14 protein-coding genes are annotated in these 13,976 nt (G+C 71.8%); 4 read left to right on the top strand and 10 right to left on the bottom strand.

Annotated features, from left to right (window positions below):
* Nucleotides 1-6: 6 nt before the first annotated feature.
* A complete protein-coding gene (locus tag JJQ90_RS19570; protein WP_216877946.1) occupies nucleotides 7-981 on the top strand; it encodes a Bug family tripartite tricarboxylate transporter substrate binding protein in 975 nt (324 codons plus the stop codon).
* Nucleotides 982-1,087: 106 nt separating this feature from the next.
* Here JJQ90_RS19570 and JJQ90_RS19575 read toward each other — a convergent pair whose 3' ends face one another.
* The 8 genes from JJQ90_RS19575 to JJQ90_RS19610 form a co-directional block, all read right to left on the bottom strand.
* Entirely contained in the window at nucleotides 1,088-2,818 is a 1,731-nt protein-coding gene (locus JJQ90_RS19575) for a hypothetical protein (protein WP_216877947.1), read from the bottom strand.
* A 300-nt stretch (nucleotides 2,819-3,118) separates the two neighbouring features.
* Nucleotides 3,119-4,579, bottom strand: a complete 1,461-nt coding sequence (locus JJQ90_RS19580) for a M81 family metallopeptidase (RefSeq protein ID WP_216877948.1) — start codon at nucleotides 4,577-4,579, stop codon at nucleotides 3,119-3,121.
* 30 nt (nucleotides 4,580-4,609) lie between these two features.
* A complete protein-coding gene (gene ypfJ, locus JJQ90_RS19585; RefSeq protein WP_216877949.1) occupies nucleotides 4,610-5,428 on the bottom strand; it encodes a KPN_02809 family neutral zinc metallopeptidase in 819 nt (272 codons plus the stop codon).
* A 92-nt stretch (nucleotides 5,429-5,520) separates the two neighbouring features.
* Nucleotides 5,521-5,892, bottom strand: coding sequence for a response regulator (locus JJQ90_RS19590; RefSeq protein WP_216877950.1), 372 nt, complete (start codon nucleotides 5,890-5,892; stop codon nucleotides 5,521-5,523).
* Nucleotides 5,892-7,454: a sensor histidine kinase gene (locus JJQ90_RS19595; RefSeq protein ID WP_216877951.1), complete on the bottom strand. Its 1,563-nt coding sequence runs from the start codon at nucleotides 7,452-7,454 to the stop codon at nucleotides 5,892-5,894. The genes JJQ90_RS19590 and JJQ90_RS19595 overlap by 1 nt, the downstream gene beginning before the upstream one ends.
* A 129-nt stretch (nucleotides 7,455-7,583) precedes the next feature.
* Nucleotides 7,584-7,961, bottom strand: coding sequence for an oxalurate catabolism protein HpxZ (gene hpxZ, locus JJQ90_RS19600; RefSeq protein WP_216877952.1), 378 nt, complete (start codon nucleotides 7,959-7,961; stop codon nucleotides 7,584-7,586).
* Nucleotides 7,961-9,343 carry an AtzE family amidohydrolase gene (locus JJQ90_RS19605; RefSeq protein ID WP_216877953.1) on the bottom strand — a complete coding sequence of 461 codons (1,383 nt, stop codon included), beginning with the start codon at nucleotides 9,341-9,343 and terminating at the stop codon, nucleotides 7,961-7,963. The genes hpxZ and JJQ90_RS19605 overlap by 1 nt, the downstream gene beginning before the upstream one ends.
* Nucleotides 9,340-9,528 (bottom strand): AtzG-like protein, encoded by a 189-nt coding sequence (locus tag JJQ90_RS19610; protein WP_216877954.1) that lies wholly within the window; start codon nucleotides 9,526-9,528, stop codon nucleotides 9,340-9,342. Before JJQ90_RS19610 ends, JJQ90_RS19605 begins: the two co-directional genes overlap by 4 nt.
* Before the next feature lie 128 nt (nucleotides 9,529-9,656).
* On the opposite strand from JJQ90_RS19610, the gene JJQ90_RS19615 reads away from it, so the two are divergent.
* Nucleotides 9,657-10,502, top strand: coding sequence for a universal stress protein (locus JJQ90_RS19615; protein WP_216877955.1), 846 nt, complete (start codon nucleotides 9,657-9,659; stop codon nucleotides 10,500-10,502).
* Between the two features lie 13 nt (nucleotides 10,503-10,515).
* Here the strand turns inward: JJQ90_RS19615 and JJQ90_RS19620 are convergent, their stop codons facing one another.
* Together JJQ90_RS19620 and JJQ90_RS19625 are read right to left on the bottom strand one after the other, a co-directional pair.
* The gene (locus JJQ90_RS19620) at nucleotides 10,516-11,661 is read right to left on the bottom strand and encodes an MFS transporter (RefSeq protein WP_216877956.1); all 1,146 of its coding nucleotides are present in this window, start codon (nucleotides 11,659-11,661) and stop codon (nucleotides 10,516-10,518) included.
* 11 nt (nucleotides 11,662-11,672) lie between these two features.
* Complete coding sequence (locus JJQ90_RS19625; protein ID WP_216877957.1) at nucleotides 11,673-12,056, bottom strand: VOC family protein; 384 nt, start codon at nucleotides 12,054-12,056, stop codon at nucleotides 11,673-11,675.
* Between the two features lie 89 nt (nucleotides 12,057-12,145).
* Between JJQ90_RS19625 and JJQ90_RS19630 the strand changes: the two genes are divergently transcribed.
* Nucleotides 12,146-12,787, top strand: coding sequence for a TetR family transcriptional regulator (locus JJQ90_RS19630; protein ID WP_216877958.1), 642 nt, complete (start codon nucleotides 12,146-12,148; stop codon nucleotides 12,785-12,787).
* Nucleotides 12,788-12,852: 65 nt separating this feature from the next.
* Nucleotides 12,853-13,974, top strand: a complete 1,122-nt coding sequence (locus tag JJQ90_RS19635) for an efflux RND transporter periplasmic adaptor subunit (protein ID WP_216877959.1) — start codon at nucleotides 12,853-12,855, stop codon at nucleotides 13,972-13,974.
* Nucleotides 13,975-13,976: the final 2 nt, after the last annotated feature.

Below are 13,976 nucleotides of genomic sequence, written 5' to 3' on the forward strand. Positions count from 1 at the left end.
GCCGCAATGACCTTCACCCGCCGCGCCATGCTGGGCGCCGCACTCGCCACGCCCGCCCTGCGTTCCGGCCTGGCCCAGACGCCCTGGGCACCTTCCCGCCCGGTGCGGCTCGTGGTGCCCTTCCAGGGCGGCGGCGCCACCGACCTGACGGCGCGGCTGCTGGCGGAACGGCTGACGCCGATGCTCGGCCAGCCGGTGGTGGTGGACAACCGGCCCGGCGCAGGCGGCAACCTCGGCGCCGACCTCGTCGCCAAGTCCGATCCGGATGGCCACACGCTGCTGATGTGCACGATCGGCACCGCCAGCATCAACCAGTTCCTCTACAGCCGCCTGCCCTTCCGGCAGGAGGATCTGGCGGCGGTCGCGCTGGCCAATCTGGTGGCGAACGGGATCATGGTGCATGCCTCCCTGCCCGTGTCGACCTTCGCGGAGTTCGTGGCCTATGCGAAGGCCAATCCCGGCAAGCTGAACTTCGGCACGCCGGGCAACGGCACCTCCGGCCATCTCTGCGGCGAGTATCTGAAGGTGCGCGGCGGGTTCGAGATGTCGCATGTGCCCTACCGCGGCACGGGCGGCGTGGTGCCGGACCTGATCGCCGGCAATATCCAGGTCGCGGTGGACAACCTGCCCGCCTATCTGCCGCATGCCCGCGACGGCCGCATCAAGATCCTGGCCGTGACCAGCAAGGAACGCTGGTTCGCGGCGCCGGAGGTGCCGACGGTGCAGCAGGGCGGCATCGCGGATTTCGAGGCGGTGGCCTGGTTCGGCGTGCAGGCCCCGGCCCGCATGCCCGCCGCGATCCAGACCCGCTACGCCACCGCCATCGCCGAAATCTCCCGCAACCCGGAGGTCATCGCGCGCCAGCGCAGCTTCGGCGCCGAGCCGCATCCGCTCGGCCCGGCCGAATTCGCCGCCTTCATCGCCGCCGAGAACACCAAGTGGCAGGAGGTGGTGCGCCTCGCGGGGGCGAGGCTGGATTAAAGCGTGATGGCTTGAGAGGGAACCACCGCAAAAATCCGACGCCCGCGACCCATTGAAGCTGGACCATGATGCGTCAACAGGGCCGAACGCATCATGGTCCAACCGGTCAGAATCCGAAGGCTTTCTTGATCGAGTTGCCGGCTTTCTTGGCGCCGTCCGCGACGGTGTTCACGGCATTATTCGCCTCCGAAGCCAGTTTGTCGGCAGCAGCCTTGGCTTCCGCCGCGAGCTTGTCGGCAGCGGCCTTGGCTTCCGCGGCCGCCTTCTCCGCGGCGGCCTGGGCTGCTGCGGCGGCTTCCGCGGCGGCCCTCTCCGCCGCGGCCTTCGCCTCCGCGGCCGCCTTCTCCGCGGCGGCCTGGGCAGCGGCGGCGGCTTCCGCCGCGACCTTCTCCGCCAACGCCTTGGCCTCCGCCGCAGCCTTCTCCGCCGCGGCCTTCACCTCCGCGGCCGCCTTCTCCGCGGCGAGCTGGGCGGCGGCGGCGGCTTCCGCCGCGACCTTCTCCGCCAGCGCCTTGGCCTCGGCTGCCGCCTTCTCTGCCGCTTCCTTGGCTTCGGCCGCAGCCTTCTCCGCCGCCTCCTTCGCCTCGGCCGCGGCCTTCTCCGCGGCATCCTCGATCTTGTCGGCTGCGGCCTTCACGGCGTCGGAGGCCTTGTCGGCCAGATCCTCGGCGAAATCCCTGGCCTGACCGAAGGCCTTCTCGGCCGCCTTCAATGTCGCCTCGGCCTTCTCGGCCGCCGCTTCCAGGCGGTCCGCCACCTTGTCGGCGGCCATGGCCTGTGCCTTTTCCATGCTCGCCTTCGCCTGGTTCACGGCCTTCATGAAGCCTCCGCCGACCTTGGCGGCCGCGGCGGTGGCTTCCCTGGCCTCCTTCTCGGCGGTCTCGCGCGCGTCCTCGGCCGCCTCGCGTGCCTTTTCGGCCGCTTCCTTCGCCTCGGCGACCGCTTCCTTGGCCGCGGCGGCGGTCTGGTCGGCGGCGACCAGCGCCTCCGCCTCGGCCGCGACGGCGGCCTGCGATGCCGCATCGCCGATGGCATTCACGTCGACCGTGCCGCTGACGCCGAGATTCACGCCGCCGACCAGCAGCGACACCTCGGCACCGATGCCAATGGTGATCTCGCCATCCTGATAGCCGGCCTCGACATTGGCGCCCGCGCCCGCCGAGCCGGGATCGACATAGCCGGCCGACACCGTGCCCGAGCCCTCGTCGCCACCGATGGTCGCTTCCGCCGTGACGGAATAATAGGCACCGGCCATCAGCTCCGCCTCGGTCTGCACGCCTTCCGCCCCGATCGAGACGGTGCCTTCCACCCCGGCCTTGACGCCGACTTCCGTGGTCACGGTGGTGGTGGCCTCGGTGCCGTTGCCGAGGTCATGCGTGGTCTCGACGGAAACCGTCACGCTGCCGCCGATGCCGGCGGTGCCGCCATAGGCCACGCCGGTGGGGCCGACCTCCGCGGTCACCATGGCGCCGGCCTGCGCTTCCAGAACGACCGTGGTGGTGACATTGCCCTCGGTCACGCTGCCGCTGGCATAGGCGAAGGCACCAGCCCCCGCGCCGGCGCTGGCGCCCGTCGCCGTCACCTCATAGCCCGCGCCGGCGCCCCAGCCGGCACCGGCCTCCAGCGTCACGCCCTGGACGACAATGGTGGTGGAGGCGGAGTCGCCGGTGGAGACGCCACCGCTGGCCAAGGTCGGACCGCTGATGGAGGCGCCGTATTCCGCCTCGTCATCCTCGCCACCCGATGTCGTGGTATTGGTGGATCCGCTGCCACCGACGACGGAAGCCAGTGAAGCGTCTTCCAGATCGACCCAGACATTGGTGTCGGGAGGGGACATGGGAACAATCCTTTTCCGGGCTCGGACAGTCGGCACAGCCTTGCCGATCAGGCGAAAGCCTGAAACGGCAGGGCTACCTCGTGAAATTGCGCGGCAATTCGCGACCCCGGATGCATCTGATCCGCCGATATTTTATCTGGACTACGACCGCGAGCCCATCATGACGCAGACTGGTTACCGCGCCCTTCATTACGCGGCGACTCAGCTGCCGCACGGCAGGAATTTCTGATCGCCGCGCGCCGTGCGCTGCGCGTCCGCATGCGCGACGCCTGCGAAGACGACAACCTACGAAAACGCCGGCTAGACCGGCCGAAGCCAGTCGGGTGGTACCTCGCGGAAGGGCAGTGCCGCCAGGTCCAGCGCCGCGGGGCCGGGGCAGTCGCATTCCACGATGGCGGCGCAGCGCCCGGCGAAGGCGGCGCGGAAGTGGTTCTTCGCCTTGTTGGCCAGCAGCCGCGTCGCGCCGAGGTCGATGCCATGCAGCGCGAAGAAGGCGGGGTCCACCGCCGCCTCCTTCCGGCTGGTCAGGATCACCCGCAGCCAGCCGCCGATGCGCAGCACCGCGGTGGCGCCGAGATCGACCGGTGCGCCACGCTCCATCGGGCCTTCATTGGTGAAGCGGCCCTCCGTCAGCCGTTCCACCAGGGCGTCGACCTCCACCGGCGGGCCGAAATCCGCGGTGGTATGGCCACCGAGGGCAAAGCGCCCTGCCCCGCCAAGGCCCAGGGACGCGGCGGTCGCGACGCCGGCCGGGTCATGCAGGAAGGCGAAGACGGTCGGCACGCCCGGCGTCGACTCGATCAGGGCGCGCAGCATGCCGGGCGTGTCGGCGGTGCCGCCGGAGAGCGGATTGTCGGCCGGGTCGAGCAGCGCCACCAGCCCCGGTGGCCCGGCCAGCGCGGTGGCCAAGGCCGCCTGGGGCGTCGGCAGCGTCACGGCGAATCGCGGCAGGCGCGCCGCGATGGCATCCAGCACCGCTTGCGCCGCGCGTTGCGCCGCGATGGGGTCGGTCGCCCAGGCCATGCCGCTGGGGCCGGCATAGGGGGTGTCGCCCCAGGAGAAGCCGCCGAAGGGCGCGGCTTCCAGCACCACCCCGTCCTCCAGCGCCGCCGCCTCCGCCCAGACCTCCGCCATCGGCCCCTCGGCCGAGCGCATGTGGAAGGAGTGCAGCACCCGCGGCATCTTGGCGATCGCGCCATGCAGGCGCTGGCCGGAGAGACGACGCTCCAGCAAGGCCAGCGCCCGCAGCGCTGTCGCATCCATGTCGAGATGCGGATAGGTGCGGTAGACACTGGCGCCATCCAGAAGCGTCGCCAGTTCCGGCGCCATATTGCCGTGGAAGTCGAAGCTGGCGACCAGCGGCGTGGCGCCGACCAAAGCGCGGATTCGCCGGACGATGGCGAGGTCCGCGGCCGGCACGCCTTCCGCCACGCAGGCGCCATGCAGGGAGAGATACACGCCGTCCCACGGCCCGCCCGCGCGCAAGCCCTGTTCCACCTCCGCCAGCCAACCCGCAAAGGCCTCCGCGGTCAGCGGGCCGCCGGGCTGGGCGGAGGTGCAGCGCAGGATGGTGGCGCGCCAATCCGGCCGCGCCGCCAGGAAGCGCGCCAGGCCACCGAGTTCGGTCGCCGTGCCGGCATAGGCGGCCAGGGCCTCAGGCCCCGCCACCCATTCGCGGGAGCGGAGCGCGGCAGCGTCGGTCGGCGTGGGGGAGAAGGAATTGCCTTCGAACCAAAGGCGGGCAACGGCGATATGGGGCATCGCCGGAGTGTAGGGGAGGTCGCGTGGCCGCTAAAGCGCCCGCGCATTGGATGTGTCGCAGGACTGCAACTGGCCGCCCGACAGGCCCTGGCGGAACCAGCGCACCCGCTGGGCGGAGCTGCCATGGGTGAAGCTCTCCGGCACCACCTCCCCGCCGCCACGGCGCTGCAGGCGGTCGTCGCCCACCGCTGCGGCGGCGGCCAGACCCTCCTCGATATCGCCTTCCTCCAGGATCTGGCGGGCGTCCTGCGCCCGGCGCGCCCAGACGCCGGCCAGGCAATCGGCCTGCAGCTCGATCCGCACCTGCCGCGCATTGGATTGCTGGCCCGTACCGAGCACGCCGAGCAGGTTCTGCACATGATGGCCGACCTCATGCGCGATCACATAGGCAGCGGCGAAGTCGCCCGGCGCATTGAGCTGGCGCTGCATCGAGGCGAGGAAGTCGAGGTCGATATACACCTGCCGGTCGCGCGGGCAGTAGAAGGGGCCGACGGTGGACTGGGCATTGCCGCAATCCGTCCGCACCGCGCCGCTGAACAGCACCAGGATCGGCGGCTCGTAGGTCCGGCCGGCCTCGCGGAAGACCGGGGTCCAGACATCCTCCGTCTCAGCCAACACGCGGCGGACGAAGCGGGCACCCTCATCCTGCGCCGGCGCGCCCGCCTGCTGCTGCTGGGGCGCCGCCCCATCCAGGCCGGAGAGGATCACGGAGGGATCGACTCCGAACAGCAGCGCCAGCACCACCAGCACCACGCCGCCGAAGCCACCGCCTATGGCGATGCCGCCACCACGACCGACGCGGCGCCGATCCTGCACATTGCCGCTTTCACGCCCACCACCCAACCGCATCGCGCGCCCTCCGTCACGTTGGGGAAACGTGATGGCGCGGGCGAAGTTGCGCGACGGTCCAAAGGCCCCGCACCATGGCGGGCACCCGCCGCTCAGGCCGGCGGCAGCATCCGGCGCAGCGCCACCAGCACCGCATCCATGTCGAGCGGCTTGGGAAACAGGGCGACCGGCCCCTCCCCCGCCCCGCCGAAGGCCTGGGCACCGCCCGGCGGGGCATAGCCGGTCATGACCACCACCGGCAGGTCCGGCATCTCCGCCCGCAGGGCGCGGATCAACCCGGCGCCATCCAGCCGCGGCATGCGCAGGTCGGTCAGCAGCAGGTCAGGCTTCCGTACCCGCGCCGCCTCCAGCGCCGCCTGGCCATCGGCGGCCAGCACCACCTCATAGCCCTCCGCCAGCAACTCCTCCTCGATCGCCATGGCGGCGAGCGCCTCATCCTCCGCCAACAGAATGCAGGGAGCCATCAATTCAGCACCTCGACGGGGGTGGTAAGGCTGGATGCCGGGGCCAGGGCCAGGCGCAGCGTGAAGATGGCGCCGCCCCCGGCCTGGTTCCGCGCCTCCACCCGCCCGCCCATGCCGCGCGCCACGGCGGCCACCAGGGACAGGCCGAGGCCGCTGCCATGTCCGGGCTCGCGGGTGGTGAAGAAGGGGTCGAAGATCGCCTCGCGCAGCGCCTCCGGCACGCCGGGGCCGGTATCCTCGACCTCCAGCACCGCCTCCCCGGCGTCCTCGCGCAGGGTCACGATGATGCAGGCGGGGGCGTCGGGGTCGGTGGCGCGACGGTCGAGCACCGCGTCGCGGGCATTGGCCAGCAATTGCAGCAGGGCCTGCTCCAGCCGCGGCGGCACGCCGAGCACCGGCAGGCGGGCGGCCTGGCTGCGCAGCGCGACCTCCACACCCTCCGCCGCATAGGCCATGGCGACCTGGCGCAGGGCGGGGTCGACGATGCGGACGGCATCGAAGGCCTCCGGCGCCTCCGCTTCCTCGCCCGGCAGGGCGCGAATCCGGGTGACCAGGTCCCCCGCCCTGCGGAGTTGGCTTTCGATGATGTCATGCGCCCGGCGCAATCTTGTGCGTGCGGCCTCCGTGCCCCCCGCCTCCCCAGCCACGCGGGCATTGCGCAGCCAGAGCGTCGCGGTGTTCAGCGGCTGGCTGGTTTCATGCGCGAGGCCGGCGCACATGGTGCCGATGGTCGCCAGGCGGGCGCTTTGCAGCACGTCCGATTGCAGGCGGCGCATACGCGTGATGTCCCGCGCCGAACCCAGCAGCCGTTCCACCTGGCCATCCGCACCGCTCATCGGCACCAGCACCGTCTCCCACACCCGCCAGCCGACCGGCGCCTGCGCTTCCACCACGTAGTCGACCGGCCTGCCCGTGGCGATGGCCCTGCGCCAATGGGGCAGGACCTGGGCCAGGACCTCGGGCGGCATGGCGGCCTCCGTGGGGCGTTCGCGCAGCGTCTCGGCGGCGATGCCGAACATGCGTTCGAAGGCCGGGTTCACCGTCTCGATGATCCATCGCTCGCCGGACTCGATGCGGATGACGAACAGCGCCTCCGCCAGGTGTTCGACGAAGGCGGCGCTGCGCGCCTCGCTGGCCAGGGCGCGGGCTTCCGCCGCACGGCGCTCCGCCACTTCCCGCGCCAGCAATTCGGCGCTGGGCAAGGCGAGAAAGCGCGGCAGCAGAGGCCAGAGCAGGATGGCGGTGGCGACGGAAATCGCCGCGGTGACCAGCTTGACCAGCCCCTCCACCGCATAATCCGGCCGGAACATGGTCCAGACATGCATCAGATGGCTGGTGCCGCAGGCGATGATGAAGGCGGCGAAGAGCGGGATGACCCAGGGGTAGGCCAGGTCCCGCCGTCGCCGCGCGAAGATCAGCAGGACGACCGGGATCGAAAAATAGGCGAGCCCGATCGCGACATCCGAGATGATATGCAGATACAGGATATCGGGCTCAATAATTGAGCACAGTCCGGGCGGAAGCAGCCGCGGCGCGGGAAGAGAAAGGATATCGAGAGCCATTCGTGCGCGCGCAGTGCTTTGACCGACGTTCGGAGCAGTCTAACAGCCTGAGCCCGTGGACGTCGCCGGAACTGAGCGTTCCAGAACCGGCGATCACGCTTCGTTGAACGGGATTCGCGGGATTCCCTGTCAGGATTCGGCAGGCATGAGACTCACATGCGCCGAAACCACCCGCCAGCCTTCCGGAAGCCGCACCCATGTCTGGCTCTGGCGCCCGGTGCGGCCGTTGCGCGCGAAGGTCGTGTTGGCGGTGGCGAAGTCCCGGCCATGGGTGGTGATGACCGTGCGCAGCAGCGTCCGCTCCAGCCCGACGGAGGGGCGGGAGGCGCGGAATTCCATGATCTCGGCATAGCCGTGCAGGATCTCGGTGGCGCCGTAGCGGATGGTGCGCGGGTCGTTCCAGAAAAGCTCGTCGAGCACCGCCACGTCGTTGGTGACCAGTGCCGTCTCGTAACGCTGGAAGGCCTCGCTGACCTCGGCGACCACTTCGGGGATGTCGATCTGCATCAAAACGGGTCCTTGGGCTGGGGGCAGGCGGCGATGCCGGCGCGTTGCAGGGCACCGGCGGCGCGGAACAGCAGATCCTCTCGCCAGGGCGGGGCGATGAGTTGGACACCGAGCGGCAGGCCATCCGGCCCGGCCATGGGCACGGAGAGCGCTGGCAGGCCTATGGCCGAAATCGGCTGGGTGAACCAGCCAAGCTGCGGCCGGGCGGGCACCATCCGGCCGTCGATGTCGATCATCGCGGTGCCGATCGGCGGGGCGGCGAAGGGGGTGGTGGGGGTCAGCAGCAGGTCCCAATCGGCGAAGACCGCCCGCGCCGCCCGCTGCCAGGCCGCGCGCACCCGCTGCGCCTGGATCAGCCAGGCGGCCGGCAGCAGCGCGCCGCCGAGGAAGCGGTCCCGGGTCAGCGGGTCGTACGCCCCGGCGCGGGCGCGCAGGTCCGGCAGGTGCAGGTTGCCGCCCTCCGCCAGGGTTATCAGCAGTGCGGCGGCGCGGCCCTCGGCGGCCAAGGGTGGGGCGATGCGGGTGGTGGCGCCGAGTGCGGCGGCGGCGGTCTCCATCGCCGCGAAGCAGGCGGGCTGGCCGCCCTCGGCGAAATGGCCACTGGCGATGGCGATGCGCAGGCCGGCGATGCCCGCCTCCGCCAGGCCGGAGACGGGCTCCGCCGGGCGGTCCTGCTGCACCGGGTCCTCCGGATCACGGCCCTGCATGACGTCATAGGCCAGCGCCAGGTCGTCCAGGCTGCCGGCCAGCGGCCCGATATGGTCGAGCGAGGCGGAAAACAGATGCGCGCCGCGCCGCGACAGCCGCCCATAGGTCGGCTTCAGCCCCCAGATGCCACACAGCGCCGCCGGCACGCGGATCGAGCCATTGGTGTCCGTGCCCAGCGCGATCGGCACCAGCCCCGCCGCCACCGCCGCCGCCGAACCGCCGGAGGACCCGCCGGCGACCCGTGCCAGGTCATGCGGGTTGCGGGTCGGGCCGTCATGGTCGTTCTCGGTGGTGAAGCCGAAGGCGAATTCATCCATGTTCGTGGCGCCGACCAGGATAGCGCCAGCGCTGCGCAGCCGCGCCAGGGCGAAGGCATCGGCAGCGGCGGGCGGGGCCCCTCGCCGGATGCTGGACCCGGCGAGGGTGGCCATGCCCGCGATGTCGAACAGGTTCTTCACGGCGATGGGCACGCCGGCCAGCGGCCCGGGGTCCTGCCCGGCGGCCAGCGCCGCATCAACCGCCGCCGCCTCCGCCCGCGCCCGCTCCGCGGTGATGGCGGTGAAGGCGTTCAGGCGTGGATTGGCAGCGGCGATGCGCGCCAGGGCGGCGTCCACTGCCTCCGCTGCGGGCAATTGCCGCGCGCGGATGGCGGCGGCCAAGGCCGTGGCGCTCATGGTGAGGCCCTGAAGATGGGGGCGGGCTCGTCCTCCAAGGTCAGCGGCACCCGGCCGATCAGCGCGGCGGCGCCGGCCGCGACCTGAAGCGTGGCAACGATGCCGGGCAGATGCGCCGGCGCGATGGGAAAAGATAGGGCGGCGGCGGCGGCCTTGGCATAGGCCTCGAAATCCGGCTGGGTCATGCGCCTGCCGCAGGCAAGGCGCGTGCCGCCGCCATCACGTCGACGCGAGACATGATCGGGATCAAGGCGCCGCCACGCCGCGCACCGCCAATCTGCGCGCCACGGCAACAAGAACTGGGGTGCGCGTCATGGCCTTGCGGGATCTGCTGGTGCATCTGGATGGCTCGGCACGCGCGGCGGCGCGGCTGGATTTCGCCGCGGCGCTGGCCGCGCGGCATGATGCGCATCTCATCGGGCTGCATGCGGTGGAGGCATCGCTGCCCTTCGCCATCCCGGGCGATGCCGCCGCCGCCACCTTCGGCCAGATCGCCGAACGCTTCCGGGCGGAGGCCGCCGCCAAGGCGGCCCGGTCGCGTGCCGCCTTCGAGGACAAGATCCGCCGCGACGGGCTGCGCGGCGAGTGGCGGGAGGCCGATACGCTGCCCGCCGACGCCGTGGCGCTGCATGCGCGCTATGCCGACCTGGCGGTGCTGGGCCAGCCGGAGCCGGACAGCGCGGAGGCGACGGAGGACGGCGCCATCCTGGATGCGGCGCTGTTCCAATCCGGCCGTCCCGTCGTGGTGTTGCCCTTCGCCGGCCGTTTCACCACCGCGCCCGACCACATCATGATCGCCTGGAATGCGGGGCGGGAGGCGACGCGGGCGGTGCATGACGCGCTGCCCCTGCTGCAGGCGGCGGCGAAGGTAACGGTGATGGCGGTCAATCCGCGGCTGGGCATCGGTGGCCATGGCGACGTGCCCGCCGCCGATATCGCCCTGCATCTGGCCCGGCACGATGTGCGGGCGACCGCGCGGCATCTGGTGGCTGAGGATCTGCGGGAGGCGGATGTGCTGCTGAACGAGGCCGCCGATACCGGCGTCGGGCTCATCGTGATGGGCGCCTATGGCCATTCCCGGCTGCGCCAGATGATCCTGGGCGGCGTCACCCGGGGCATCATCGGGCGCATGACGGTGCCCGTCCTGCTGTCGCACTGAAAGCGCGTCTGGCTCAGCGCGCCAGCGACCTGCCGGCCAGCACCGCGAGCAGGCCGGCCAGCAGCAGCGGCAGGGTGGCGAGCGACCAGGACAGGGTGGCCAGGGCGCCGATCAGCGGCGGGGCCAGAAGCTGCGCCAGGTTGTTGCCCTGGATCACCAGCCCGACGGCCGGCGCCAGCAGCGCCGGGCTGGGCACGGCGCGCGGCAGCAGCGCGAAGCAGGCGGCTGGCAGCAGGCCGCCGATGGCGCAGGCGAGAACGGCCAGGCCTGTCACCACGAACGGGTCGGGCACCACGTAGACCCCCGCGGCCATCACCGCCATGCCCAGCGCGCCCACCACCACCAGCCGGTCCGGCGCCACGCCCCGGCCCATCAGCAGGCCGGAGACGAGGTTGCCGCCGGCATTGGCCAGGGCGGCCACCGCCGCCGCCGCCCCGGCCCCGCCGGTGCCGGCGCCCAGCGATTCCAGCCGTGCCGGCAGGAAGGCGGCGATGCCGAAATACATGACGTTGTAGGTGGCGAAGACCGCCGCGATGCGCAGCGGCGCCCGCGCTGCGACCAGGGCGCGGAGCTGGGCCTGGATCGGTGCGCCGGTCGGCGCCGTGGCGGCGCCTGCCCTCGGCACCAGCGTCCAGCAGGAAAGGGTGGCGGCGCCCAGCAGCAAGGCCAGCGTCATCCAGGCGAAGCGCCAGCCGGCCGCCTCCACCAGCGGGGCGCTCAGCAGGCCCAGTGCGATGCCGGCCGGCATGTAGGTGCCCCAGAGACCCATGGCGAGGCCGCGATCCTGCGCCGCGACGCTGGCCGCGATCAGCCCCGGCGCGGCGACGGCCAGCAGCAGGAAGCCCGCCCCCTCCACCACCCGCGCCAGCAGCAGCAAGGCGGTGTTCGGCGCCAAGGCCGCGCCCACGGCCGCCAGTGCGCCCAGCGCCAGCCCGGCCAGCAGCGCCCGTCGCGGCCCGATGCGCGCGGCGGCCAGCCCGATCGCCAGCCCGCCCAGCGCCGCCATCAAGGCAAACAGAGAGACGAGCAGCGCCGCCCCGGCCAGACCGAGGCCGAATTCGGCGCCGATGGTGGTCATCGCCGCCGGCACCTTGCCGATCTGCGCCGCGCCCAGGATGCCGGCCGCCAGGATGGCGGCGACGGGGGCCCAGCGCGTCACGGCCGGCTGGATCAGCCGCGGCGCTCGATCAGTTCCACGCGGACGCCATCCGGCGCCTGGAGGAAGGCGATACGGACGCCGGGCCGCGCCTCGGTGGGGCCGGAGATCAGCGGCACGCCCTTGGCCTTCAGATCGGCCAGGGCGGCATCCAGGTCATCGACGCCGAGGCCGATATGCTCGATGCCGAGGAAGGGCGGCGCCGGCGGCGCGGCGGTGTCGGCCGGCACCTCCTCGACGAACAGCGGCACGCCAGCCAGGTCCAGGATGATCCGCAGACGGCCGCCCGGGGTCACGCGCTGCTTGATCTCGGCGCCGAAGGCCGAGACATAGACGGCGACGGCGGCCTCGGGGTCCGGGCTGCGGAGGTGGATGTGGTCGAATCGATAAGGGCTCATAGCTTCTTTTCGCCCATTCCGGGGCCGGACTCCAAGAGGGGCATGCGTGGGGATGGAAACATGACGAATGATGGATTAGATTATTCATCATGAGCACAACCACCAAGGACACCCCGGCCCGCCGCGGCGCGAGCGCGGAGGACACGAAGCGCCGTATCGAGGATATGGCGGAAGCGCTGTTCCGCTCGATGGGCTACCAGAAGACCACGGTGGCGGACATCGCCCGCGAACTGGGCATGTCGCCGGCCAATATCTATCGCTTCTACCCCTCCAAATCCGCGATCAACGAGGCGATCGCGGCGCGGATGCTGAATGGGGTGGAGGCGGAGCTCTGGGCCATCGCCCGCAGCCAGGCGCCGGCGCCGGAGCGGCTGAGGACCCTGCTGAACACCCTGCACAACCGGCATATGTCTTTGTTTTTCAAGGAGCGCCGGCTGCATGACATGGTGACCGCCGCGATGGCGGAGCATTGGGGCGTGGTGGAACGCTTCATTGAGGGCATCCGCACCGCGATCCGCCATGTGCTGCTGGACGGCATGGCGAGTGGCGCCTTCGGCCGGCTGGATCCGGAAGTGACGGCCGGTTCGGTGAAGATGGCGGTGATCGGCTTCATGCACCCCGTGCTGATCGCCGAATGCGGCCTGCGGCAGGTGTCGGAGGAGGAGATGGCGCGGGACCTCTCCGCGATGATCGACCTGCTGCTGCGGGCTCTGCGCCCTGACGCATGCTGACTGACGATTATTGACTTTCATCAATCAATAACCATACTCGCTGGCAGACAGCCCGCGAGCCCCCCATGCCGATCTCCCGCCCGACCACGCTGCTGCTGAGCCTGCCGGTGCTGACCGCGATGGGCATGGCGACGCTGACCGCCTGCAATGGCGAAGCCTCCCCGCCCGCCGCCGCCGAGGCCATGCCACCGCGCCCCGTGCAAGTGGCGGAGGTGCGGCTCTCCTCCGGTGATTCCACCGCCGCCCATACCGGCGTGGTCCGGGCGCGGCGGGAGGTGGAGCTGGGCTTCCGGACGGGCGGGCGGATCGTCAGCCGGACGGTGGAGGTGGGCCAGGCGGTGACCGCCGGCCAGGTCCTGGCGCAGCTCGACCCTGCCGACCTGGCCCTGTCGTTGCGCGCGGCGGAGGCCGACCTCGCCTCGGCGCAGGCCCAGGCCCGGCAGGCCCGCAACGACGCCGTGCGGTCGCGATCGCTGCGCGCCGCCGGCCATGTCGCCGCCGCCTATGACGACCAGCGCGTCGCCGCCGATCGCGCGGCGGCGGAACGTGTGGCCAGTGCCCAGGCCGCCCTGCAACTGGCGCGCAACCGCCTGTCCTATGCCACGCTACGCGCCGCCGGCCCCGGTGTGGTGACGGGGCTGCTGGCGGAGGCTGGGCAGGTGGTGACGGAAGGCCAGGGCGTGCTGCGCCTCGCCGATCCCGCCGAGCGCGAATTGCAGGTGGCGGTGCCGGAATCCGCCTTGCCCGACCTCGCCCAGGCGCAGGCCGAGGTGCGCTTCTGGGCGCGACCGGATGTCGCCCTGCGCGCCACGCTGCGGGAGGTCGCGCCCCAGGCCGATGCCGCGCTGCGCACCTATGCCGTGCGTTTCGCCTTGGCCGATGCGCCGGACTGGGTGGCGCTGGGCATGACCGGCACGGTGCGGCTGACCCGGCCCGGCGTGGCCTCCGCCAGCCTTCCGCTCTCCGCTTTGCACGATCGCGGCCAGGGGCCGATGGTCTGGCGCGTGCTGCCGCAGGGGCGGATCGAGGCGGTGCCGGTCAAGGTGCGTGCCCTGGCGTCCCAGACGGTCGAGTTGGAAGGCCCCCTCGCCCCCGGCGATCAGGTGGTGGCCCTCGGACCGCAGCTTCTCGACCCCGGCCAGCGCGTGCGGGTGGTCCAGAACCGCCTCGCCGCGACGCTGCGCTGAGA

This window comes from Falsiroseomonas oleicola (genome assembly GCF_019029495.1).
Taxonomy (GTDB): Bacteria; Pseudomonadota; Alphaproteobacteria; order Acetobacterales; family Acetobacteraceae; genus Falsiroseomonas; species Falsiroseomonas oleicola.